Origin of the sequence: Microbacterium sp., assembly GCF_047606385.1 — a bacterium.
Classification (GTDB): Bacteria; Actinomycetota; Actinomycetes; order Actinomycetales; family Microbacteriaceae; genus Microbacterium.
On sequence record NZ_JASGEL010000086.1, the window covers coordinates 1 to 21921 of the forward strand.

Sequence of the window (21921 nt, forward strand, 5' to 3'; positions counted from 1 at the left end):
CCGGTGGGGGGCCCCCCCGGGCGGCCGCGCGGGGGGGGGCGGGGGCGGGGGGCGCCGGCGCCCCCCGCTACCGGGCGTCGAACGTGATGCTGCGGGAGGACTTCGCCGGCATGCGGGACGGCATGACGGCGGCGCATCTGGCGGCGAAGGACGTGGTGCGCCGACACCGCCCGGATCTGCCGGTGGGCCTGTCGGTCGCGATGGTCGACGACGTGGCCGCCGCAGGCGGCGAGGCGCTGCGCGACCGCAAGCGCGAGGAGGTCTACGGCCACTGGCTGCGTCTCGCGGCGCAGGACGACTTCGTCGGCGTGCAGAACTACGAGCGGATCGTCTACGGCCCGGACGGCCCCCTGCCGCCGGCAGACGGCGCCGTGGTCAACGAGCAGGGCACGGCCGTCGAGCCGGCGTCGCTGCGCGGTGCGGTCGAGTACGCGCATGCCGTCTCCGGGGTGCCGGTGTTCGTCACCGAGCACGGCATCTCCACCGCCGACGACGCCGTTCGCGCCGCGTTCATCCCGCCGGCGATCGAGGGCCTGCGCGCGGCGATGGACGCCGGCACGCCTGTCGTCGGCTACTGCCACTGGACGCTGCTCGACAACTTCGAGTGGATCTTCGGCTACTCCCGGCACCTGGGCCTGTTCGCCGTGGATCGGGAGACGATGGCGCGCACCGCGAAGCCGAGCGCAGCCGTCTACGCCGACGTGGTCGCCGGAGCCTGACCGCCACGGGACCCGCGGGCCCTCGCGGTCAGACGCGGGCGCGGGAGGGCGGGACGTCGAAGCCCAGCAGACGCGCGCGCGGCCGCCCCTCGCCCTCCTGCTCCGGCATCCAGGGATAGGCCAGGGTCGTGACGGTGCAGTTGCCGAGCACCGGGAAGAGGTCGCGGTAGCCGTCCGGGTCGATCCCGGCCAGCTCGCACAGCAGCAGGCGCAGCAGCGTCGCGTGGGCGACGACGAGCACCCTCCCGTCGGGCATCTCGGCCACGAGCTCGTCGAAGACCGGCAGGGCGCGCCGGATGGCGTCGCGTCCGCTCTCCGCCTGCGGCAGCGGGTCGCTGGCCGGGGCGCGCCGGAACGCGTCCCACTCGGCGGGGAACCGCGCAGCCAGCTCGTCCGGCGTGAGCCCCTCGCCGACGCCGAAGTCGATCTCGATCAGGCGCGGCTCGATGCGCACGTCGAGTCCGCTCGTCGAGGAGGCGTACGACGCGGACCGCGTCGCGCGTGTCAGCGGGGACGCGAGGATGGCGTCGAGGCGGGCGTCCGCCGCCCACGCGCCCAGCGCCGCGGCCTGGCCGAGCCCGTGTCGGGTGAGGGCGACGTCGGAGATGCCGGCGTAGCGGTGGTCGGCATGCCACACGGTCTCGCCGTGGCGCGCGAGGAAGAACGTCGTCACGCCGCCGACGCTACCTCACGGCCCGATCGGAGCACTCGACTGACGCGACCCCGGGGCGGGCTGCCAGGATGGGCACATGACCGAGTACAAGTACGTGAGCTTGCCCAGCAGCGGACGGCAGATGCGCAGCAACGACACGGAAGAGCACGCGTCGATCGAACTCAACACCGTGTACGTCGCCCAAGGGTGGGATGTCGTGAACGCGACCCGGCCCGCGCTCCAGGGGCAGATCGGATTCCTGCTCCGTCGTGGCTGAGAGCCGTTAGAGCCGCGACGCGCCACGAGAGCGGATGTGACGGAGCACGAAACCGCCCCGAGTGGCGGGCCGTCGTCGATGGATGTCGTGGAGGGGCTGACGGGAATCGAACCCGCGCTGTCTGCTTGGGAAGCAGAAGTTCTGCCATTGAACTACAGCCCCGATGCGCCGAAGGCGCCCGGTCAGCATAACAGTGCGGACCCGGACTCGGAGGAGCGGCTCAGACGGACGCCCGTGACACGACGTGCGACGACGGCGTGGCCCACTCGCCCGCGTCGAGTCCGAGGGCGGCCCGCGCGGCGCGGCGCCCGAACGCCTCGGCGTCGATGACGACGGTGGTCAGCGCGGGCTCCCAGAGCTCGCCGTAGCCGCTCTCGTCGAACCCGATCACGGCGAGATCGTCGGGGGCCTGCAAGCCGCGCGCGGTCATCCCCGCGAGCACGGCCAGCGCGACGTCGTCGGAGAAGGCGGCGAGGGCGGTGATCTGGGGATGCGCGCGCCTGAGCCCGTCGACGGCGCGCGCGGCCTCGGCCTTGTCGTGCGGGACGACGACCACGACCGGAGGGGGCAGGCCTTCGGCGGCGGCGAACTGCTGTGCATGCAGGACCCGCAGCTCCGCGAGCCGGGTCCATTCCGGGTCGGCGGGCACGCCCACGGCGAGACGGGAGTGGCCGCGGGCCACGAGGTGGCGCAGCTGCGTCGCCGTGTGGGCGGCCATGCCGTCGACCCAGCCGCCGTCGTCGACGGACCCGCCGGAGGTGCCGAAGTACACGGAGGTGAGGTCCAGGACGGTGCGCGGCGCCACCGCGTGCAGCAGCTCGTCGTCCCCGCCGCCGGAGGTGACCAGGAGCGTGTAGCCGTGCCGGCGCAGCTCGTCGTCGAGACCCAGGATCAGGCTGTTCAGGCTGGTCCCCGCCCGGCGGAGCGGGCCGGTCTCGAGCAGCACCAGCCGCGATGCGCCCTCGCGCAGGGCGCGTGCGATGCGGTGGGGCGTGTAGCCGAGCGAGGACGCGGCCTCACGCACGCGTCGTCGCGTCTGCTCGGGGATCGTCTGCCCGCGGGTGTCGTTGAGGACGAAGCTGACCGTCGTGGGGGACACGCCGGCCGCGCGGGCGACGTCCCGCAGCGTGATTCGGCTCGTCATCCGGCCTCCCGTCGTCATGCCGAACTAATTCGATTTAGTGTCTAGAGTCCCACGGGAGGCCGCGATCCGCGCGGCCGGAGGAGCGCGAATCATGAAGTCGGTGCGAGTGACCGGTCCCGATGTCGTCGAATGGGTCGAGATCGACGAGCCGGAGGCCGGGCCCCGGGACGTCCTGCTGAAGATCAAGGCGTGCGGCATCTGCGGCTCCGATGCGTTCTACGCGCACAACGGCGGCATCCCGCCGCGCGAGGGCGCGACCCCGCTCGGTCACGAGCCCGCCGCGGAGGTGGTCGAGGTCGGTGCGGACGTCGACGCGGTGCAGGTCGGCGACCACGTCGTCATCGACACCATGGCCTTCGCCGACGGCCTCCTCGGATCGGGCGGCGCACAGGGCGCGCTGTCGGAGCTCGTCGTCGTGAAGGAGGTCGAGGCGGGCAGGCAGCTCAAGGTGATCCCGTCGCACATCCCATGGCACGTCGCCGCGCTGAACGAGCCGATGGCGGTCGCGCATCACGCGGTGAACCGCTCGGGTGCGAAGGCCAGGGACAAGGCGGTCGTGTTCGGCGCAGGGCCGATCGGTCTCGGCGCCGTGATCAGCCTGAAGGCGAGGGGCGTCGCGCACGTCGTCGTGGCCGACATCCTTCCCGGCCGGCTCGAGAAGGCACTGCAGGTGGGTGCGGATGCCGTCGTGGACTCGGCGCAGGAGGATGTCGTCGCGCGTCTGATCGAGCTCCACGGCGAGGCCTCGAACTCGCTCGGGCAGGGCGGATACGCGGGCACCGACGTCTACATCGACGCCGCCGGCGCGCCGAGCGTCATCGAGACCGCCCTGGCCGCCGCCAAGGCTCGCGCGGTGATCACCGTGCCCGCCGTGCACAAGCGACCGGTCGAGATCGACTTCGGCCGCATCCTCGTGCAGGAGCTCGACATCCGCACCGCGATGGGGTACCCGACCGAGATCTTCGAGGTGACCGACGCGATCGTGGCGAACTGGGAGAAGTACGCCCTCATCGTCAGCGACACGCTGCCCTTCGACCGGGCGCTCGACGCGCTGACGCTCGCGCGCACGCCCGGCGCCGCGGACAAGGTCGTCGTCACCTTCGATTGAGCCGCCCGGTGCGGGCCCTCGATAGGCTGAACCCGTGCTGCTCTCAGACCGCGACATCCGTGCCGAAGTGCTGGCCGAGCGCATCGTGCTCGACCCGTGGGACGCCTCGATGGTGCAGCCCTCGAGCGTCGACGTGCGGCTCGACCGGTACTTCCGGCTCTTCGACAACCACAAGTACCCCTTCATCGACCCCGCGGTCGACCAGCCCGAGCTGACCCGGCTCATCGAGGTCGCGCCGGACGAGTCGTTCGTCCTCCACCCCGGCGAGTTCGCGCTCGGGTCCACCTTCGAGGTCGTGGGACTGCCGGACGACGTCGCCGCGCGCCTGGAGGGCAAGTCGTCGCTCGGCCGGCTGGGTCTGCTCACGCACTCGACCGCCGGCTTCATCGACCCGGGCTTCACCGGTCACGTCACGCTCGAGCTCTCCAACGTCGCGACGCTGCCGATCACGCTGTGGCCCGGGATGAAGATCGGGCAGCTGTGCTTCTTCCGGCTGTCGTCGCCGGCCGAGAACCCCTACGGGTCGGGCCCGTACGGCAACCGCTATCAGGGGCAGCGCGGCCCGACGGCGTCCCGGTCGCACGTGAACTTCCACCGGACGGACGTGGGCGGCACGGATGCGGGTGCGGCCGGACGCTGAGCCGCCGCAGCGCGGGACGAAAGGAGCCGGCATGGGGGCTGAGGCCGTCATCGCGGAGTACCGCCTGCTCGACACCGCCCCGGAGGCGTTGCGCGCGGTGGTCGAGCTGGCGGCGTTCGTCGCCGAGGTGCCGATGGCGAGCATCAACATCCTCACGCTCGACAAGCAGTTCCAGATGGCCACCGTCGGGTTCGACCCGGCGGTGTGCCGCCGTGAGGACTCGATGTGCGCGATCACGCTGCGCACCGGCCAGCCGGTGGCGGTCGAGGACGCGGCCCTGGACGAGCGCTTCCGCGACAACCCCTTCGTCACCGGCGAGCTCGGCCGCGTCAAGTTCTACGCGAACCATCCGCTGGTGCTGCAGGGCGAGCCGATCGGCACGCTGTGCGTGTTCGACCGGGTGCCGCATCAGCTCGACGCGCATCGCCGTGAGCTGCTCGCCGTGCTCGCCGATCGCATCGTCGACATCCTCGAGCTCGAGCGTCAGACCCGCCACCTCGAGACCGCGCTGCATCGCACCGAGGAGCTCAGCGAGGAGCTGCGTCGCTCGAACGACCAGCTCTCCGCGTTCGCCGGCCAGATCAGCCACGACCTGTCCTCGCCGTTGACGGCCGTGGTCATGTCCCTCGAGCTCCTCCACGAGCAGCTCGAGGGACGCGCGGACGTCCCGCCGAACGTGGAGAGCTGGCTCGAGACCGGCCTGCGCGGAACGTCGCGGATGGAGGAGATGATCCGCGACATCCTGGCGTATGCGCGGCTCGGCGGCGCGCTCCAGCGCAGCCGCTGCGACCTGTCCGGCATCGCACGCGCCGCCGCGGCCGACCTCGGGCTGGCCGACGCCGACGACCGGATCGCCGTCGGCGCGCTGCCGGTCGCGGTGGGCGACGCCAGCCAGTTGCGCGCCGTCTTCCAGAACCTGCTCTCGAACGCCCTGAAGTTCGGCGGCGCCGATCCGCGCGTCGAGGTCGGCGCGGCGCGGGACGACGCCGGGTGGCGCATCACGGTCGCGGACCGGGGCAGCGGGATCGATCCGAGGGACGCCGAGCGCGTGTTCGAGCCGCTCGTACGCGCGCGTCACGACATCGAGGGCAGCGGCATCGGCCTGTCGACCTGCCGCCGCATCGTGCAGGCGCACGGCGGCACGATCGGCCTGGAGCCCCGTGACGGCGGCGGAACGGTCGCGTGGTTCCGGTTGCCCGATGCCGAGGATGCGCTCGCGCTCGCATCCCAGGGCTGACGCCCGCCGGCATCTCGCATCGATGAGGGTCGGGTCAGAGCGCGGGGCCGTAGCCGCCGCGACCACGCCGACGGCCGCCGCGACGCTCCGGGTACGGGCCGAAGCCCGGGTCGACCGGGCCGTAGCCCGCGACGTCGGGCCCGAAGCCGGGTCCGCCGCGGAAACCGCGGCCCGCGAGGCCGGGGACGGCCAGCGGCGGCACCGGTCCGTCACCGGCGAAGCCGCGCCCCGCGAAAGCCGGACCGTAGCCCGCACGTCCGCGGAAGCCGGCGCCGCGACCGCGGAAGCCGCCGAAGCCCTTCGGGCCGAACCCGCGTCCGCGGCCGAAGCCGCGTTCGAAGCCGGGGCCGACGCCTGCGGCGTCGAGTCCGGCCAGCGTCTCGTTCCAGCCCAGCTCGCGGGCGATGGCCTCGAGCTGGGCTCCGATGCTCCCGCCTTCCCTGGTGACGGCCGCGGCGATGCGCTCACGCACGCCGTCGGCGATGCGGTCCAGCCGTTCGGCCGCCGCGCGCCCGGCATCCGTCAGCGCCCAGGCGCCGTCCACGACGGCGACCCAGCCGCGGGCGACCAGGCTCTGCAGGCGGCCGCCGCCGCGCGCGGCACGCGCCGCGAGACCGGGGGAGACGACGTTGTCGTCATCGGCCAGGGCGCTCAGCGTGCGCCATTCGCCGCGGGTCACGCCCTCGGCGGCGAACGCCCGGGCGAAGCTGGCGGCCGTGAGCCGGTCGGCGACGCGCAGCCAGTACTCGAGCGGGTAGTCGGGTGCGGTGTTCTGAGTGTTCTCGTTCTCTGTCATGGGGAATCCTTTCTCGCGCCGCGCTCAGAGGCGGCGCTCCTCTCGCGATACTTGCCGCATCGCATGTGTATGTAGTCTGACATGCATCTCACACGCATGTCAAGTGGCATGTAGATTTGCGGCATGACGCCGCAGGACGATCCCGTCGAGCAGATCTTCACCGCGCTGGCGCAGCTTCGCGGCCGACGGCTGCCCCGCGAGCCGCGCGACGGGCCGCACGGCGGAGACGCCGGCCCGGGGCCACGCGGCGGTCGGGGTCCCCGCGGCCCCGGCTTCCCCCCGTTCGCGATGGGGGGACCCGAGGGGGAGTGGCCGGGCACGTCGCTGCACGGCCGCCTCGCATCCGGACCGGCGCGTCTGCGTCTGCTGGAGGTTCTGGCCGCCGCATCCGGCCCACTGACGGTGAGCGAGCTGGGCGAGATCCTCGACGTCGGGCAGCCGCGTGCGTCGCGGCTGGTGCAGCAGGGCGTCGAGCTCGGCTTCGTGCGGCGCGAGGCCGACCCCGACGACGCGCGGCGCACACGCATCGCGCTGACGGATGCCGGACGGTCGCTGGTCCGCGGGTTCCGCGGCGAGCGACGCGACACCATCGCGGGCGCGCTCGCCGACTTCACGCCCGCCGAGCGGGCCGAGTTCGCCCGTCTGCTGTCCAAGTTCGCCGCGGCCTGGACCCGCTGACGATGGCGGTGGCGTTCCACCGCGCCGCGGCGGCTGATCTCGACATCCCCACGCTCTACGGCATCCTGCGCCTGCGCGTCGACGCATTCGTCGTCGAACAGGCGTGCCCGTACCCCGATCTCGACGGCCGCGACCTCGAGCCCCGACACCGAGCTGCTCTGGGCGAGCGAGGGCGAGGCCGTCCTGGCGACGCTGCGCATCCTGCGCGACGAGGACGCCGCACGCATCGGCCGCGTCGTGACCGCGCCGTCCGCCCGCCGCGGCGGGATCGGGGCGCGGATCATGCGCCAGGCGATCGCGCGATGCGCGCAGCGCTGGCCGCGGCTGCCGATCGCTCTCGACGCGCAGGCGCACCTCGCCCACTGGTACGCGCGGTTCGGCTTCGCGGTCAGCGGCCCCGGGTTCGTGGAGGACGGCATCCCACATGTCCCCATGTGTCGCGACGCGGGAATGCCGGTGCCCTCGGTGCGTTGAGCCCGGCATGACACGAGTCGGAATCATCGGAGCAGGCCACATCGGATCGACCCTCGCGCGGGGGCTCGTCGACAGGGGGTACGACGTGGTCATCGCGAACTCACGCGGACCCGAGAGCCTGGCGCAGCTCGTCGCGGACCTGGGCCCGGCGGCGACGGCCGCGACGGCGGCGGATGCCGCGGCGGCGGCGGACTGGGCGATCGTGACGGTACCGCTGAAGGCGATCGGCGACCTGCCGGTCGAGCCGTTGGCGGGCAAGATCGTCGTCGACACGAACAACTACTACTTCGAGCGCGACGGGCGCATCCCGGCGCTCGACGAGAACCGCACCACGACCTCGCGGCTGCTGCAGGAGCACCTGCCGGCATCCGTCGTCGTGAAGGGCTTCAACCACATCCGGTCGATCGACATCCTCACCGACGGCACGCCCGCCGGCACCCCGGATCGGCGGGCGCTCGCCACGGCGAGCGACTCGGACGAGGCGATCGCCTTCGTCACCGCGCTGTACGACGAGTTCGGCTACGACACCGTCAACGTCGGCGGCCTGGACGACAGCTGGCGCGTCGAGCGCGACCGGCCGGCCTACGTCGTGCGCCAGAACGCCGAGGAGCTGCGCGCGAACCTCGCCCGCGCCGAGCGCTGAGCCGGGCGCCGCCCGCGACGGGAGGCCGGCGGCGTACGGTCGCAGAATCGCGCGTCCGTCGCAGGATCACCGCAGAATCCTGCGACGCCGATCGGATTCTGCGACGGCGGCCCGACGCGGTCAGGACACGAAGCGGGCCGTGAGCTCGAGCGGGTTCGCGGGGGCGCGGCCGTCGACCGTGTGCGAGACCGTGTACGACACCGCGACATCCGCCCCGGGTGCGCAGCGGCCGGTGTCGGTGACGAGCCAGCCGGTGTCACAGCCGGTCGTGGTCGGAAGGGTGGCCGTGGCGAGGGCGGTCGGCGAGGCCGGGCTGTTGCTGCGGCCGGTGCCGAGCTGGCCGTAGCCCCCGTAGCCCCAGCAGAAGGTGCCGGAGGACGTGATCGCGCAGCTGTGCGCGTAGCCGGCGGCGATCATGGTCACACCGGTGAGCCCGGCGACCGCCACCGGCGTGCTGCGGTCGGTGGTGGTGCCGTCGCCGAGCCCGCCGAGGAAGTTGCGGCCCCAGCACTCCACGCCGCCGTCGGTGCCGACGCAGTTGTGCCAGTAGCCGACGGTGAAGGCGGTGACGCCGGTGATCCCGTCGACCTGCACGGGGACGGTGCTGGTGGTCAGGGTGCCGTCGCCGAGCTGCCCGTAGTCGTTGCTGCCCCAGCAGGAGACGGTGCCGGAGCTGACCGCGCAGCTGTGCAGGTACCCGGCGCCGATCGCGGTGACGTCTTCGAGCCCCGTCACCTGCACGGGGGTGGTGCGGGTGAGGTAGGTGCCGTCGCCGAGCTGCCCGTCGGTGCCTGCGCCCCAGCAGGAGACGGTGCCGCCTTCGAGCGCGCAGGTGTGGCGGTTGCCGGCGCTGATCGCGGTGACGTCCTCCAACCCTGAGACCTGCACGGGGCTGGTGCGCTTGACGTAGCTGCCGTCGCCGAGCTGTCCGAGGCTGTTGTTGCCCCAGCAGTACACCGCCGACTCGGTGAGCGCGCAGGTGTGGTAGTTGCCGGCGGTGATCGCGGTCACCCCCGTCAGGCCCGGCACCTGCACGGGGACGCTGCTGTCGTCGGTGGTGCCGTTGCCGAGCTGTCCGTAGTAGTTCCAGCCCCAGCAGTACACCAGCCCGTCGGCGAGCGCGCAGCTGTGCTGGCTGCCGGCGCCGACCGCGGTGACCCCGCTCAGGCCGGTGACCAGGGTGGGGGTGAGGATGCGGGTGCTCGTGGTGCCGCTGCCGAGCTCGCCGTCGACGTTGTAGCCCCAGCAGTAGGCGAGGCCGTCGACGATGCCGCAGCTGTGGTTGCTGCCGGTGGCGATGTCGGTGAGCGCGTCGACGGTCGTGGTGGCCTCGACGGTCAGGTCGTCGGTGAAGGTGGTCGTGTCGGCATCCGTCGTCACCGTCGGGTCGATCGCCGTGGTCTCACCGTCGATCGTGCGTTCGACGGCGTAGTCGACGGTGCCGGTCTCGGTGGGGGTGTCCCAGGAGACGGATGCGGCGCCGTCGGCGTCGCGGGAGGCGTCGCCGCCGGTGAGGTCGGCGGGCGGCGCATCGTAGGTCGCGGTGAGCTGGAGCGGGGAGGCGGGGCTCCACCCGGCGACGGTGTGCGAGACGGTGTATGACACGGCGGCGTCCGCGCCGGGGACGCACGTGCCGTCGCCGGTCTCGGTCCAGCCGGTGGGGCAGGAGGTGGTGGTCGGGCGCTCCCCCTGCACCACCTCGACGGGCGTGATGCGGTCGGTGGTGGTGGTGCCGTCGCCGAGCTGCCCGTAGTCGTTGCTGCCCCAGCAGGAGACGAGGCCTGCGGTGACGGCGCAGGTGTGGCTGTAGCCGGCGGTGACGGAGGTGACCGTGCCGGTGAGTCCGGTGACGGCGACGGGGGTGGTGCTGGTGGTCTTGGTGCCGTTGCCGAGCTGCCCGTCGCCGCTCGCGCCCCAGCAGGACGTCACGCCGGAGACGATGGCGCAGGTGTGGCCGTAGCCGGCGGCGATACTGGTGGCGGTGCCGGCCAGCTCGGTGACGGCGACGGCTGTTCTGCGGGTGGTGGTGGTGCCGTCGCCGAGTTGCCCTTGACTGTTGTATCCCCAGCAGGAGACGGCGCCGGAAGCGATGATCGCGCAGGTGTGGAAGTAGCCGGCGACGATCGTGGTCGGCGTGCCGGTGAGTCCGGTGACGGCGACGGCGGTGGTGCGGTCGGCGTTGCTGCCGTCGCCGAGTTGCCCGTTGTAGTCGTATCCCCAGCAGGAGGCGGTGCCGTCCGCGATCGCGCAGGTGTGGTGGAGCCCGGCGGTGAGGGAGGTGACCGTGCCGGTGAGCCCGGTGACGGCGACGGGCGTGGCGCTGCCGGTGGTGGTGCCGTCGCCGAGCTGCCCGTGGTTGTTGTATCCCCAGCAGGAGGCGGTGCCGTCCGCGATGACGCAGGTGTGGGCGTAGCCGGCGACGATCGTGGTCGGGGTGCCGGTGAGTCCGGTGACGGCGACGGGTCTGCTGCGGGTGGTGGTGGTGCCGTCGCCGAGTTGCCCGTTGTAGTTGTTTCCCCAGCAGGAGGCGATGTCGTCCGCGATCGCGCAGGTGTACTCGAGGCCCGCGGCGATCGTGGTGACGGTGCCGGTGAGCCCGGTGACGGCGACGGGCGTGGCGCTGTCGGTGGTGGTGCCGTCTCCGAGCTGCCCGGCGTTGTTCTCGCCCCAGCAGTAGGCGGCGCCGTCCGCGATCGCGCACGTGTGCGATCCGCCGGCGGCCACCGAGGTGACGGGAGCGCCGCCGATCGTCGCGGGCACGGCGAGGTCGTCGGCGAACGAGGTGGTTGTGCCGTCAGCATCCGTCGTGATGGCCGGGTCGATCGTGGTGGTCTCGTCGTCGACGGTGCGTGCGATCGAGTAGCCGACGCTCGCGTCCGTGTCGGGGGTGTCCCAGGAGACGGACGCCGTCCCGGTCTCGTCGTAGGACGCGGTGCCCTCGGTCAGCCCGGCGATCGTGGCGGTGGTGACGGAGGCGGCATCCGCCACCTGTGTCTGCGAGGTGAACGCGGCACCGACCGTGCCCGAGGGGTCGGCGAGCACGACGCCGAGCACGGCGAGACCGGCTGCCAGAGCTCGCAGCCGCGACGTGGATGCCACGCGCCGCCGCGTCCGCGTCGTCTCCGCCGATGCGCGCCTCATGGCGTGGGCTCCACGATGTCGTCGGGAACACGGCGCACCCACGCCGGAGCGAGCACGAGGAGCACGAGCACCAGCACCAGCGCGATGCGGCCCTCGACGCTGATCGCGGCGGCGACGGCGACGCCGGCCGCGCCGCCGAGGTGCCACGCGACGACGCCGTCGACCTGCTCCTGCGTCACCTGCGCGGTGTCCGCGACGTCGTTCGCGTCGCCCTTCAGGGTGGCGAGGCCCGCGCCGACCGCCACGACGCGGTGCACGTACCGGTGCTCGTCGTCGCCGACCATGACGACGTCGCCGACGACGAGGTCGTCGCCGGTGGGTGGGGTGACGACCACGACGTCGCCGACGAGGTACGTGGGCGACATCGACCCCCCGTCGACGACGAGCAGCTTCGCGCCGACGGCCGAGATCCCGATGGGGACGACCAGCGCGAGGGCGACCAGGGCCGCGACGACCCACCGTGCCACCGAGATCGCGCGAGGCACCGGTGCGCGACGAGGCGCCTGTGTCCGGGTGCGCCCGGCGGTGGTCGTGGTCATCGCTGCGTCGCCGTGATCGTGAGCTCGGGGACGGCGGTCAGCCCCTGCGCCGCGTCGCCGGTCTCGGCGGGGAGTGCGAGCGTCAGCGTCACCGTGACCGTGGCGCCCGCGGCCAGCTCGACCACCCCCGTCTCGCCGTCGATGGCGGTGACGGCCGTCGCGATGCCGGCCAGCGCCGATCCGGCGGAGCCGTCGAGCGAGATCGTGATCGGACCGTCCGCGACGGAGCGCACGGTCGCGGCGATCGACGTCGTCTCGTCGCCGGGTGCGAGGGTCGTCGCGGGGGACACCGCGACGTCCTCCACCGAGATGAGGGTGCAGCCGTCGCTGTACGAGACGGATCCCGCGGCGTGGGCGGCGCCCGCCGGCAGCTGAGCCGCTACCGCCGCCACGAGGACCAACGCCCCGGCCAGCGTGAGCGGGAGGCGCCGCGGTCGCCGCCACACCAGCGCGCCGCCGACCGCGGCCAGCGCGAGGCCCGCGATCGCGACGAGTGCCCAGACGCCGGCGTCGGCGCCGGTGGCGGCGAGCTCGTCGACCCTGGCCACGCACTGCTCGGGTGTCATCGCGGGAGGCTGCTTTCGCTAGGGGGTCGGGGACTCAGGGGGACAGCGGCGATCCGTCGGACCCCCAGGCGGCTTCCGCTGCCGGCGGATCCGCCGCTGTCCCCCGGTTCTGTGATCCGACCCTCAGGAGAAGGTCGGCGCCGGCGAGGGCACGTTGCGCTGCTGGGTCGCGTCGAAGGTGATGCTGAACCCGGCATCCAGCCCCTGCAGCTCATCGCCCGCCGTCGCGGGCAGCTCGAGGGTGACCGTGATGTCGGTGGAGTCGCCCGCGGCCAGGGCGAAGCCGTCCAGACTGCCCGTGGACCACTCCGTGAGCGAGGCGGTGTAGCTCGTCGTCGTGTCGCCGACCGTGATCTGCAGCGCGTCCTGCAGGGTCGTGTCGCCGGTCAGGGCGAAGTCGCCGGCCGAGAAGTAGAGGTCCTCGGTGCCCGTGTTGGACACCGTGATGACGGTGGACGCGGTGTCGCCCGGCAGCAGGCCGTCGACGTCGATGGGCGCCGAGGTCGAGGCGGTGCCGGCGGAGAGGACGACGGTGCCGGCGCTCACGCTCTCGCCCGTGACGGTCGCCTGCGAGGTGAAGTACGCGTTCGTGAGGGCGACGCCGCCGGCGGCGAGGGCTGCGGCGGCGAGGGCGGCGACGGCGATCGTGCCGGCACGGTTGCGCCGACGGCTGGACGAGGGGCGGGGGAGAGCTTCCGTGGCATGCATGACGGAGCCTTTCGGGTGACGAGGGAAGGGGACGGAGCAGGGTGTACCGGCGCCGACGCTATCGAGCGTGCGACGGCGCGAGACCGCTGATCGGGCGAGACTAGGAGCGGATCCCAGTGCGAGACGGGCGAGACTGGGATCGGAGAGGTCGTGGAGGGAGGACGCATGGCCGGTGGCGTGTCCGATGCGCGCGCGATGCTGCGAGCTCTCCTCGACGACGGCTGGATCGTCGAGGATGCGGTCGTGGCCGCCTATGCCCGAGGCGTCGACGCGCTGCCGGATGACGCCGCGAAGGCGGCCGTGCGAGCCGTTCTCACCGTTCTCACCCGCCGCGGCGCGGGAATCCCGGCCGCGCTGGAGACGATCGGCGCCCTCGGACGGGAGGAGCCGGCGGCCGCGGCGTCGGCGTCCGCCGCGATCGCGGCCATGTTCGCGGAGCGGGGGTGGTGGGCGGAGGCGCAGGCGTTCGTCGACCTGGCGCTGTCGGGCGTCTCGCGGCTGCGCGCCGACGGTGTCGACCTCGAGGCGGCGGCTGCGCTGTGGTTCATGGCGATGGCCGTGGCCGTGCAGGTGGAGTGGAACACCTTCGCGGGCTCGGCGGTGTTCGACGCCGTCGCTGCCGCTCTGGTCGAGCCGCGCGCGAAGAACCTGCTGCGCCGGCACCACGCCCAGGCGCTCCTGGCCCTGGGCTGGGTGCTCGCCGGCCGGGGCGAGGTCGGCGCGGCGGCGGTGAGCATCGCGCGCGGCGGCCGCCTGCTGAACCGTCGGGGCGCCGCCGGTGCCGCGGCGTTGCTCGCGCTGGCACGTTACCGACAGGGCGACTGGCAGGGCGCCGCCCGGGCCGCGGAGATCGTGCACCGCGCCGCGACCGAGGCCGCGGACGGATCGTTGACGGCGCTCGCCGCGGCCGTGGACGCGCTCGACTCGGCGCTTCGCGGCGATCTGGCACGGACGCAGGAGGGCGTCGTGCGTGCGGAGCGCGAGCTCGCGGCGAGGCCCAGCGTGCTGGGGGACGCCATCCTCCTCCACGCGCGCATCGCGCTGACGGTCGGCGCGAGCGACTGGAACGGGATGCTCCAGCTGCTGGACTCCGCCGAGGAGCCGGGCTACCGCCGCATCTACACCCCGCACGAGTGGAACGCGTTGCGAGCGATGGCGTATCGCAACTCCGGGCGGAGCGGACGCCATCGTGCGCTGCTGGCGGAGTGGGAGACGCTCCCGGGTGCGCAGGAGAACCCCTATTACTGGGCGCACCGTGCGATGCTGGCGCACGTCGACGACGACGCGACGGCGGCGATCGCGGCGGCCCGGCGGGCACGGGACGCGATCGGCGACGGCGACGACCCGCTGGGGCGGGGATGGACGCGCATCGTCGTCGGCACGATCGTCTCGCTGTTCGCCGATCCGACCGAGGGCATGGAGTCCTACGAGACCGCGCGGGCGGAGTTCGCCAGGCTGGGAGCCGCCGGCTTCGTCGCGCTGTGCAGCGGCATCATCCAGGCGACGGCCGCGCAGCTGGCGCGCGCCACCGGCGACGGGATGCGGGCGCTCACACCGCAGCAGCGCCGGATCGCGGAACTCGTCGCCGACGGCTACACGAGTGCCGAGATCGGCGAGATCCTCTACCTGTCCAAGAAGACGATCGACTTCCACGCGGCCAACATCGTCTCCCGTCTCGGCATACGCCATCGCCGTGAGATCAAGCGCTTCGTCGACGCCTCGCGCGCCGCGTCGGAGGAGGCCGGCCCGCGCTGACGCGCGGGCGGTCTCCGCACGTCAGCGTGCGCGGGCGGCGGCGCGCACCGGGATCAGCAGCCCGAGCCCGATCAGCAGGACCAGCACGATGCCGAGGATGCCCCAGTACTGGGCCCCGCCGATCGTGACGAACACGCCGAACGCGAGCGGCGCGAGGAAGACGGCGGCGCGCCCGGTCGTCGCGTAGAGGCCGAACACCTCCCCTTCGCGTCCGGGTGGGATGAGGCGGGCCAGGAACGTGCGGGATGCCGACTGCGCCGGCCCCACGAACAGGCACAGGATCAGGCCGAAGATCCAGAAGACCGTCTGCCCGCCGTCGTGGAACAGGAACACGCACAGCCCGCTGATCACGAGCCCCGCGAGCGAGACGAGGATGAGGGGCTTCGCCCCGACCCGGTCGTCGAGCGGTCCCGAGGCGATCGTGGCGATGCCGGCGACGACGTTCGCGGCGATGGCGAAGATGATGACGTCGCCCGCGCTGAACCCGAACGTGCCCGCGGCCAGCACGCCGCCGTACGTGAACACGCCGGTGAGCCCGTCGCGGAAGATGGCGCTGGAGAGCAGGAAGTACACGGTGTGCCTGCTCTCACGCCACAGGCGCGCGACGTCGGCGAACAGCATCCGGTACGAGCCGAAGAAGCTCGCCCGCGGCGCGGGCGGCCCCGCCACCGCGTTCTCGGGCACCGCGAACAGCACCGGCAGCGCGGACACCGCGTACCAGATCGCGGCGACGAGCATCGACACCCGCACGGCCAGGCCGTTCTCGCCGGTGACGCCGAACAGTCCCACGTCGGGGTGGATGAAGCCGAAGTAGACGATCAGCAGCAGCACGATGCCGCCGATGTAGCCCATGCCCCAGCCGAAGCCGGACACGCGTCCGACCGAGCGCGGGGTCGAGACCTGGGCGAGCATGGCGTTGTAGTTCACGGCCGCCAGCTCGTAGAAGACGGTCCCGACGGCCAGCAGCGCGAGCCCGAACCACAGGTAGGCCGGATCGGCCTGCACGAAGAACATGAGCGCGAGGCACGCGACGACGACGGCCGTGTTGATCGCGAGCCACCGTTTGCGGTGGGCCGACCGGTCCGAGCGGGCGCCCGTGACCGGCGCGGTCAGCAGCACGATGATGCCGGCGCCGGCCAGCGCCCACGACAGCGCGGCGGAGGTCGTGGTGTCGTCGCCGAAGGACGAGCTGGTCAGGTACACCGTGAACACGAACGTCGTGGCGACCGCGTTGAACGCGGCGGAGCCCCAGTCCCACAGGCCCCATGCGAGCACGGGACCGCGGCGGGTGCGCGCGGGAGGCTCGGCGCCCGCTGCCGTGGCGGCGACGAAGGGACGTTCGGGCTCCATGCGCGGCACGGTACGACCTCTCGGTGAACAGCCGGTGGCGGGTGGCCGCCCCGCCGCCTCGGCGCGGCGTGCGCCCAGCGTATCCCGGCCCCTCCCCTCGGTTCATCTCCGTGAGACTGCAGTCTCCGTGGCAGGAGACGACACGTCGACGGAGACGAGCCGAGGGGAAAAGTTGAGTGTTCTCATATCAAGTTCATTTGACGTGGCGGCTGCGGCGGGGTACCGTTGAGTCATCGCGGCTCAAGATCTTGGCGCCGCGCCTAGACTTCCGCCAGACAAGGAGAAACACATGCCCCGTGCAGTTGGAATCGACCTCGGTACGACGAACTCCGTCGTCAGCGTCCTCGAGGGCGGCGAGCCCAAGGTCATCGCGAACGCCGAAGGCTTCCGCACCACCCCGTCGGTCGTCGCGTTCACGAAGGACGGCGAGGTGCTCGTCGGCGAGACCGCCAAGCGCCAGGCCGTCACCAACGTCGACCGCACCATCACCTCCGTCAAGCGCCACATGGGCACCGACTGGAAGACCCAGGCCATCGACGGCAAGCAGTACACCCCGCAGGAGGTCTCGGCCCGCATCCTGCAGAAGCTGAAGCGGGACGCCGAGCAGTACCTCGGCGACTCGGTGGCGGATGCGGTCATCACCGTTCCGGCCTACTTCAACGACGCCGAGCGCCAGGCCACGAAGGAGGCCGGCGAGATCGCGGGCCTGAACGTGCTGCGCATCATCAACGAGCCCACCGCGGCGGCCCTGGCCTACGGCCTCGACAAGGGCAAGGAGGACGAGCTCATCCTCGTCTTCGACCTCGGCGGCGGCACGTTCGACGTCTCCCTGCTCGAGGTGGGCAAGGACGACGACTTCTCCACCATCCAGGTGCGCGCCACCGCCGGCGACAACCGGCTGGGCGGCGACGACTGGGATCAGCGCCTGGTCGACTACCTGATCAAGCAGTTCAAGGACACCACCGGCGTCGACGTCTCCGGCGACAAGATCGCCCTGCAGCGCCTCAAGGAGGCCGCGGAGCAGGCGAAGAAGGAGCTGTCGAGCTCCACGTCGACGAGCGTCAACCTGCCCTACCTGTCGCTGACCGAGTCGGGCCCGGTGTCGCTGTCCGAGACCATCACGCGCGCCAAGTTCGAGGAGCTCACCAAGGACCTGCTCGACCGCACCAAGAAGCCGTTCAACGACGTGATCGCCGAGGCCGGCATCAAGGTCGCCGACATCGACCACGTCGTGCTCGTCGGCGGCTCGACCCGCATGCCCCAGGTCACGGAGCTGGTCAAGCAGCTCACCGGCGGCCAGGAGCCCAACAAGGGCGTCAACCCGGACGAGGTCGTCGCCGTCGGCGCCGCCCTGCAGGCCGGCGTCCTCAAGGGCGAGCGCAAGGACGTGCTGCTGATCGACGTCACCCCGCTGAGCCTCGGCATCGAGACCAAGGGCGGCATCATGACCAAGCTCATCGAGCGCAACACGGCCATCCCGACCAAGCGGAGCGAGACGTTCACGACCGCCGACGACAACCAGCCGTCGGTCGCGATCCAGGTGTTCCAGGGCGAGCGCGAGTTCACCCGTGACAACAAGCCGCTGGGCACGTTCGAGCTGACCGGCATCGCGCCGGCGCCGCGCGGCATCCCGCAGGTCGAGGTGACCTTCGACATCGACGCGAACGGCATCGTCCACGTCTCCGCGAAGGACAAGGGCACCGGCAAGGAGCAGTCGATGACCATCACGGGCGGCTCGTCGCTGCCCAAGGAGGACATCGACCGCATGGTGCGCGAGGCCGAGGAGCACGCCGCCGAGGACAAGAAGCGCCGCGAGTCCGCCGAGACCCGCAACCAGGCCGAGACCCTCTCGTACTCGATCGAGAAGCTCATCAAGGACAACGAGGACAAGCTCCCCGCCGAGGTCAAGGACTCCGTGCAGGCGGATGTCGACGCCCTCAAGACCGCGCTCGCGGGCGAGGACGACGACGCGGTGAAGACCGCGTTCGACAAGCTGAACGCGAGCCAGAGCGCCCTGGGCGAGGCGATCTACCAGGCCGCGCAGGCCGAGGGGCAGAACGCCGACCCGTCGGCGACCGATCCGGGCAGCGGCACCACGCCCAACCCGGAGGAGGACGTCATCGACGCCGAGGTCGTCGACGACGAGGACGACAAGAAGTAAGACGGACACATGACGGACAAGAACTTCGACGAACCGCAGGACGGCGACGAGGTTCGGCCTGGTGAGGAGGGGTCGGAGGCACAGGCCTCCGACCCCGCTTCGCAGGAGCCGGATCTGACGATCGACGACATCCTGAACGCGGTGCAGACCGACGAGGCCGCCGTGGCCGAGGCGGACGCCGCGGACCACGACCTGCTGCTGGACCTGAAGCGCCTCCAGGCGGAGTACGCCAACTACCGCCGGCGCACCGAGGAGCAGCGCGAGATCGAGATCGAGCGCGCCAAGGGCTCGGTCGCCAAGGGGCTGCTGCCCGTGCTCGACGACCTCGACCGTGCGGCCAAGCACGGCGACCTCGCCGAGGGCACGCCCTTCGCCGCGATCGCCGACAAGCTCCGCTCGGTCGCCGAGCGGATGGGGCTGGTCTCCTACGGCGAGGCCGGCGACGTCTTCGACCCGCAGCAGCACGAGGCGATCTTCCAGCAGCCGACGCCCGGGGCGACCGAGACGACCGTGCTCGAGGTCGTCGAGGTCGGATACCGGCTGGGCTCGGTCGAGCTGCGTCCTGCGAAGGTCGTCGTCGCCGTGCCGGCGGACTAGGAGGCGCACGTGGCCAGCCAGGACTGGTTCGACAAGGACTTCTACACCGTCCTCGGCGTCAGCAAGGACGTCACCGAGGCCGACCTGAAGAAGACCTATCGCAAGCTCGCGCGGAAGTACCACCCGGACTCGAACCCGGGGGACGCCGCCGCCGAGGCGAAGTTCAAGGAGATCAGCGAGGCGTACTCGGTGCTCAGCGACGCCGAGCAGCGGGAGGAGTACGACCAGATCCGCGCCATGGGCTCCGGCGCCCGTTTCACCGCGGGCGGTGCGGGAGCGGGCGGCTTCGAGGACGTCTTCAGCATGTTCGGCCAGGGACGCGGCGGCGGCCGCTCCCAGTCGACCGCGGACTACGAGGACATCTTCAGCATGTTCGGCCAGGGCGCGCAGTCCGGCGGCTTCGGCTCCGGCCGCTTCGGGCAGACCAGCGGTGGATTCCGCGGCTACGGCGGTCCGACCCGCGGCGCCGACGTCACCGCCCGCACGTCCCTCGACTTCATGACGGCCGCGAAGGGCGAGACCATCAGCCTGCAGGGCGAGGACGGCAAGCCCTTCAAGGTCAAGATCCCCGCCGGTGTCGCCGACGGTCAGAAGATCCGCCTCCGTGGCCGGGGGCGCCCCTCGCTCGACGGCGGGGAGAACGGCGACATCGTCGTGTCGGTGACGGTCAAGCCGCATCCGGTGTTCCGCCGGGAGGGGCTCAACCTGCGGCTGACGGTGCCGGTGACCTTCACCGAGGCGGCCCTCGGCGCGACGATCGAGGTGCCGACGCTCGACGGCGATGTCGTGAAGCTCCGGGTCGCACCGGGCACGCCCTCGGGTCGGGTGCTGCGGGTCAAGGGCCGCGGCATCCAGAGCCAGAAGGGCGCCGGCGACCTGCTCGCCGAGGTGCAGGTGGCGGTCCCCTCGCACCTGGACGCGTCGGCGAGGGAGGCGCTGGAGCGCTTCGCGGAGCTCGAGCCGGCCGAGAACCCGCGTGCCGACCTGATGTCGAAGGCGCGCGGCTGACATGTCCTCGCACGAGAGCCTCGACGAGGACGCTCCCATCCTCGCGATCCAGGCGGCCGCGGAGCTGGCCGGGATGCATCCGCAGACCCTGCGCCAGTACGACCGGCTCGGCCTCGTCGTGCCGGCGCGCACGAAGGGCGGATCGCGCCGGTACTCGATCCATGACGTCGCGCAGCTGCGCGAGGTCGGCCGGCTCTCCGCCGACGGCATGAGCCTGCCCGCCATCGCGCGGATCATCGAGCTCGAGAACCGGGTGCGCGAGCTGCACGGCCGGGTGCAGGACCTCGAGGCGCGGATGCGGGAGGAGCTGGCGCGCCGCCCCGGCGCCCGCGTCTTCGCCGCCGGCTCGACCGGGTCGGTCGTGACGATCCGCTCCGGCACCCGGGTCCGCCGCGCCACCGAGGTGGTCGTGTGGCGGCCGCGGCGGGACACGACCCGCGCCGAGGACTGAGACTCAGGGCGCGCCGCGGCGGACGATCCCGACCGCCTCGTGCTCGCGCACCCGGACCGGATGCGTCGCGGCGCAGGTGCTCAGCATCGGCTCCGACCATCGCTCGCGCAGCGTGACCTCGAGCACGCCGTCGCCGGCCTCGAGGTCGACGACCCAGCCGTCGTCCGTCCGCTCCTCACGCATCGGCGCGAACGACCCGATGCGTGCATCGCCGGTCTCGGCCCGCGCCGCGGCCTGCGCCGCCTGGGCGACCGTGCTCAGCGAGCTGCGGCCGCGGAGGTGCTCCGGCACCACCCGTCCCTGCAGATAGTGCTCGGCGATGGCTCCGGCCTCCGTCGGCGGCACCCGGCCGTAGTACAGCCCGTGCGGCAGCAGGATCATCGTCGCGGCGAAGCGGTCCCCGCCGAGGTGCGAGCACTCCCACGTCTGAGCCGGGTACGCGGCGGCGAGCGCCTGGGCGACCGGCCGGCCGCGCACGGCGCAGCAGCGGTCGTGCCGGGCATGCGTGCACACCAGGAACAGCGGCTCGTCCGACGGCTCGCCCGTGCCGTCCAGCGGCAGGTCCAGCAGCTGCGCGGGATCGTCGACGTGACCCGTCTGGACGCTCTCCGCTCCCGGGCGCGAGGTCGCCAGCATCCACCGCCAGCGCGTCTGCGCGCGGCGCTCGTCGCCGCGGCGGCCGAAGCGGCGGATCGCGACGGGGCGGATGCCGGCGGCCTCCGCGCGGCGGGTCAGCGTCCTGCCGATCATCGGGTCGAGCCGTGACTCGGTGAACGCGTGGCGGCCCCAGCTGCCGTCGATCTCCACGAGCAGCCAGCGCTCGCCGTACCCGCCGGTGCCGGCCAGCGGGTCGTCGCGCTCCCGCGAGAGATCGCTGCACGGCGCCCACGCCGTGCCCTGCACGGGGACGGCGTCGTTCACGCGCGCTCGCCGCCCACGATGACGCCCTCCCGCAGCAGCCGCCTCGCCACCACGAGCGACGACGCCGGGTCGAGCCCGGGCAGCCGGCCCGCCTCCCGGGGACCCGCCTGCAGGGCGCGCACCGCGTCGGCGGCCTCGACGGGCAGCGCGATGGTCTTGTCCGGCAGCAGGATGCGGACCGTCCCGTCGGCCGCCTCGACCCGCGCCCGCAGGCCCTCGCGCCATTCGACCACCGTGTCGGCGTCGAGGTCGTGTGCGAGGTCGACTGTCGCGAGCGGTCGCACCGGCGCGGGGCGGACCGCGTCCGCGAACGCGCGCCGCAGCGTCGCGCCGACGGCGCGGGCGTCCTCCGCGGC

General features: G+C 72.6%; 22 protein-coding genes, 1 tRNA gene and 1 pseudogene. 13 read left to right on the forward strand and 11 right to left on the reverse strand.

The features are described 5' to 3' along the window. The coding region (locus tag QM626_RS07915) for a family 1 glycosylhydrolase (protein ID WP_415075758.1) at positions 1-719 on the forward strand (719 nt) is incomplete at its 5' end. A 28-nt stretch (positions 720-747) separates the two neighbouring features. Here QM626_RS07915 and QM626_RS07920 read toward each other — a convergent pair. Beyond that, a complete protein-coding gene (locus QM626_RS07920; protein WP_415075760.1) occupies positions 748-1392 on the reverse strand; it encodes a histidine phosphatase family protein in 645 nt (214 codons plus the stop codon). A 76-nt stretch (positions 1393-1468) separates the two neighbouring features. Between QM626_RS07920 and QM626_RS07925 the strand changes: the two genes are divergently transcribed. Further along, a complete protein-coding gene (locus tag QM626_RS07925; RefSeq protein WP_415075762.1) occupies positions 1469-1648 on the forward strand; it encodes a hypothetical protein in 180 nt (59 codons plus the stop codon). Between the two features lie 88 nt (positions 1649-1736). Here QM626_RS07925 and QM626_RS07930 read toward each other — a convergent pair. Both QM626_RS07930 and QM626_RS07935 read right to left on the reverse strand, forming a co-directional pair. After that, positions 1737-1810: transfer RNA gene (locus tag QM626_RS07930), tRNA-Gly, on the reverse strand. A gap of 58 nt (positions 1811-1868) precedes the next feature. Next, positions 1869-2792, reverse strand: a complete 924-nt coding sequence (locus QM626_RS07935; protein ID WP_415075764.1) for a LacI family DNA-binding transcriptional regulator — start codon at positions 2790-2792, stop codon at positions 1869-1871. A 91-nt stretch (positions 2793-2883) separates the two neighbouring features. Here QM626_RS07935 and QM626_RS07940 point away from each other — a divergent pair, with 91 nt between their 5' ends. From QM626_RS07940 to QM626_RS07950, 3 genes are read left to right on the forward strand one after another with little or no spacing between them, the layout of a single operon-like run. After that, positions 2884-3900 (forward strand): zinc-dependent alcohol dehydrogenase, encoded by a 1017-nt coding sequence (locus QM626_RS07940; RefSeq protein ID WP_415075766.1) that lies wholly within the window; start codon positions 2884-2886, stop codon positions 3898-3900. A 34-nt stretch (positions 3901-3934) separates the two neighbouring features. Then, a complete protein-coding gene (gene dcd, locus QM626_RS07945; protein WP_415075768.1) occupies positions 3935-4540 on the forward strand; it encodes a dCTP deaminase in 606 nt (201 codons plus the stop codon). A gap of 31 nt (positions 4541-4571) precedes the next feature. Next, the gene (locus tag QM626_RS07950) at positions 4572-5777 is read left to right on the forward strand and encodes a sensor histidine kinase (protein WP_415075770.1); all 1206 of its coding nucleotides are present in this window, start codon (positions 4572-4574) and stop codon (positions 5775-5777) included. A 34-nt stretch (positions 5778-5811) separates the two neighbouring features. Here the strand turns inward: QM626_RS07950 and QM626_RS07955 are convergent, their stop codons facing one another. Continuing rightward, entirely contained in the window at positions 5812-6573 is a 762-nt protein-coding gene (locus QM626_RS07955; RefSeq protein ID WP_415075772.1) for a hypothetical protein, read from the reverse strand. Positions 6574-6696: 123 nt separating this feature from the next. Between QM626_RS07955 and QM626_RS07960 the strand changes: the two genes are divergently transcribed. The 3 genes from QM626_RS07960 (at position 6697) to QM626_RS07970 (ending at position 8368) form a co-directional block, all read left to right on the forward strand. Then, positions 6697-7251, forward strand: a complete 555-nt coding sequence (locus tag QM626_RS07960) for a MarR family winged helix-turn-helix transcriptional regulator (RefSeq protein ID WP_415075774.1) — start codon at positions 6697-6699, stop codon at positions 7249-7251. A gap of 192 nt (positions 7252-7443) precedes the next feature. Beyond that, positions 7444-7725 (forward strand): GNAT family N-acetyltransferase, encoded by a 282-nt coding sequence (locus QM626_RS07965; RefSeq protein WP_415075800.1) that lies wholly within the window; start codon positions 7444-7446, stop codon positions 7723-7725. Between the two features lie 7 nt (positions 7726-7732). After that, positions 7733-8368: an NADPH-dependent F420 reductase gene (locus QM626_RS07970; RefSeq protein WP_415075776.1), complete on the forward strand. Its 636-nt coding sequence runs from the start codon at positions 7733-7735 to the stop codon at positions 8366-8368. 120 nt (positions 8369-8488) lie between these two features. Here QM626_RS07970 and QM626_RS07975 read toward each other — a convergent pair whose 3' ends face one another. From QM626_RS07975 to QM626_RS07990, 4 genes are all read right to left on the reverse strand, one after another. Beyond that, complete coding sequence (locus tag QM626_RS07975) at positions 8489-11467, reverse strand: RCC1 domain-containing protein (protein ID WP_415075778.1); 2979 nt, start codon at positions 11465-11467, stop codon at positions 8489-8491. Positions 11468-11505: 38 nt separating this feature from the next. After that, positions 11506-12048, reverse strand: a complete 543-nt coding sequence (locus QM626_RS07980; RefSeq protein ID WP_415075780.1) for a signal peptidase I — start codon at positions 12046-12048, stop codon at positions 11506-11508. After that, a complete protein-coding gene (locus tag QM626_RS07985) occupies positions 12045-12614 on the reverse strand; it encodes an LPXTG cell wall anchor domain-containing protein (RefSeq protein WP_415075782.1) in 570 nt (189 codons plus the stop codon). Before QM626_RS07985 ends, QM626_RS07980 begins: the two co-directional genes overlap by 4 nt. 123 nt (positions 12615-12737) lie before the next feature. Further along, positions 12738-13322, reverse strand: coding sequence for a TasA family protein (locus tag QM626_RS07990; protein WP_415075784.1), 585 nt, complete (start codon positions 13320-13322; stop codon positions 12738-12740). 195 nt (positions 13323-13517) lie between these two features. Here QM626_RS07990 and QM626_RS07995 point away from each other — a divergent pair, with 195 nt between their 5' ends. Beyond that, on the forward strand, positions 13518-15077 hold the full coding sequence (locus tag QM626_RS07995; RefSeq protein WP_415075786.1) for a helix-turn-helix transcriptional regulator: 1560 nt from the start codon (positions 13518-13520) through the stop codon (positions 15075-15077). Positions 15078-15098: 21 nt separating this feature from the next. On the opposite strand, the gene QM626_RS08000 is transcribed toward QM626_RS07995, so the two are convergent. After that, complete coding sequence (locus tag QM626_RS08000; RefSeq protein ID WP_415075788.1) at positions 15099-16427, reverse strand: MFS transporter; 1329 nt, start codon at positions 16425-16427, stop codon at positions 15099-15101. 289 nt (positions 16428-16716) lie between these two features. On the opposite strand from QM626_RS08000, the gene dnaK reads away from it, so the two are divergent. The 4 genes from dnaK to QM626_RS08020 are packed head-to-tail and all read left to right on the forward strand — an operon-like array spanning position 16717 to position 20644. Beyond that, complete coding sequence (gene dnaK, locus QM626_RS08005) at positions 16717-18588, forward strand: molecular chaperone DnaK (RefSeq protein ID WP_415075790.1); 1872 nt, start codon at positions 16717-16719, stop codon at positions 18586-18588. Positions 18589-18597: 9 nt separating this feature from the next. Next, positions 18598-19185, forward strand: coding sequence for a nucleotide exchange factor GrpE (locus tag QM626_RS08010; protein ID WP_415075792.1), 588 nt, complete (start codon positions 18598-18600; stop codon positions 19183-19185). 9 nt (positions 19186-19194) lie between these two features. Then, positions 19195-20193: a DnaJ C-terminal domain-containing protein gene (locus QM626_RS08015; RefSeq protein ID WP_415075794.1), complete on the forward strand. Its 999-nt coding sequence runs from the start codon at positions 19195-19197 to the stop codon at positions 20191-20193. 1 nt (position 20194) lies between these two features. Continuing rightward, on the forward strand, positions 20195-20644 hold the full coding sequence (locus QM626_RS08020) for a heat shock protein transcriptional repressor HspR (RefSeq protein WP_415075796.1): 450 nt from the start codon (positions 20195-20197) through the stop codon (positions 20642-20644). Positions 20645-20647: 3 nt separating this feature from the next. Here the strand turns inward: QM626_RS08020 and QM626_RS08025 are convergent, their stop codons facing one another. Beyond that, positions 20648-21565 (reverse strand): sucrase ferredoxin, encoded by a 918-nt coding sequence (locus QM626_RS08025; RefSeq protein ID WP_415075798.1) that lies wholly within the window; start codon positions 21563-21565, stop codon positions 20648-20650. Continuing rightward, positions 21562-21921: pseudogene (locus QM626_RS08030) on the reverse strand (cupin); the annotation flags it as partial. The pseudogene QM626_RS08030 and the gene QM626_RS08025, both read right to left, overlap by 4 nt.

Excerpts from the sequence above, each read along its gene's own strand:
- QM626_RS07990 (WP_415075784.1), bottom strand. The coding sequence starts at position 13,322 with ATGCATGCCACGGAAGCTCTCCCCCGCCCCTCGTCCAGCCGTCGGCGC.
- QM626_RS07960 (WP_415075774.1), top strand. The coding sequence starts at position 6,697 with ATGACGCCGCAGGACGATCCCGTCGAGCAGATCTTCACCGCGCTGGCG.
- QM626_RS08020 (WP_415075796.1), top strand. The coding sequence starts at position 20,195 with ATGTCCTCGCACGAGAGCCTCGACGAGGACGCTCCCATCCTCGCGATC.
- QM626_RS07970 (WP_415075776.1), top strand. The coding sequence starts at position 7,733 with ATGACACGAGTCGGAATCATCGGAGCAGGCCACATCGGATCGACCCTC.
- QM626_RS07950 (WP_415075770.1), top strand. The coding sequence starts at position 4,572 with ATGGGGGCTGAGGCCGTCATCGCGGAGTACCGCCTGCTCGACACCGCC.
- QM626_RS07955 (WP_415075772.1), bottom strand. The coding sequence starts at position 6,573 with ATGACAGAGAACGAGAACACTCAGAACACCGCACCCGACTACCCGCTC.
- QM626_RS07935 (WP_415075764.1), bottom strand. The coding sequence starts at position 2,792 with ATGACGAGCCGAATCACGCTGCGGGACGTCGCCCGCGCGGCCGGCGTG.
- QM626_RS07925 (WP_415075762.1), top strand. The coding sequence starts at position 1,469 with ATGACCGAGTACAAGTACGTGAGCTTGCCCAGCAGCGGACGGCAGATG.
- QM626_RS07995 (WP_415075786.1), top strand. The coding sequence starts at position 13,518 with ATGCTGCGAGCTCTCCTCGACGACGGCTGGATCGTCGAGGATGCGGTC.
- QM626_RS08000 (WP_415075788.1), bottom strand. The coding sequence starts at position 16,427 with ATGGAGCCCGAACGTCCCTTCGTCGCCGCCACGGCAGCGGGCGCCGAG.
- dnaK (WP_415075790.1), top strand. The coding sequence starts at position 16,717 with ATGCCCCGTGCAGTTGGAATCGACCTCGGTACGACGAACTCCGTCGTC.
- QM626_RS08010 (WP_415075792.1), top strand. The coding sequence starts at position 18,598 with ATGACGGACAAGAACTTCGACGAACCGCAGGACGGCGACGAGGTTCGG.
- QM626_RS07980 (WP_415075780.1), bottom strand. The coding sequence starts at position 12,048 with ATGACCACGACCACCGCCGGGCGCACCCGGACACAGGCGCCTCGTCGC.
- QM626_RS07985 (WP_415075782.1), bottom strand. The coding sequence starts at position 12,614 with ATGACACCCGAGCAGTGCGTGGCCAGGGTCGACGAGCTCGCCGCCACC.
- QM626_RS07940 (WP_415075766.1), top strand. The coding sequence starts at position 2,884 with ATGAAGTCGGTGCGAGTGACCGGTCCCGATGTCGTCGAATGGGTCGAG.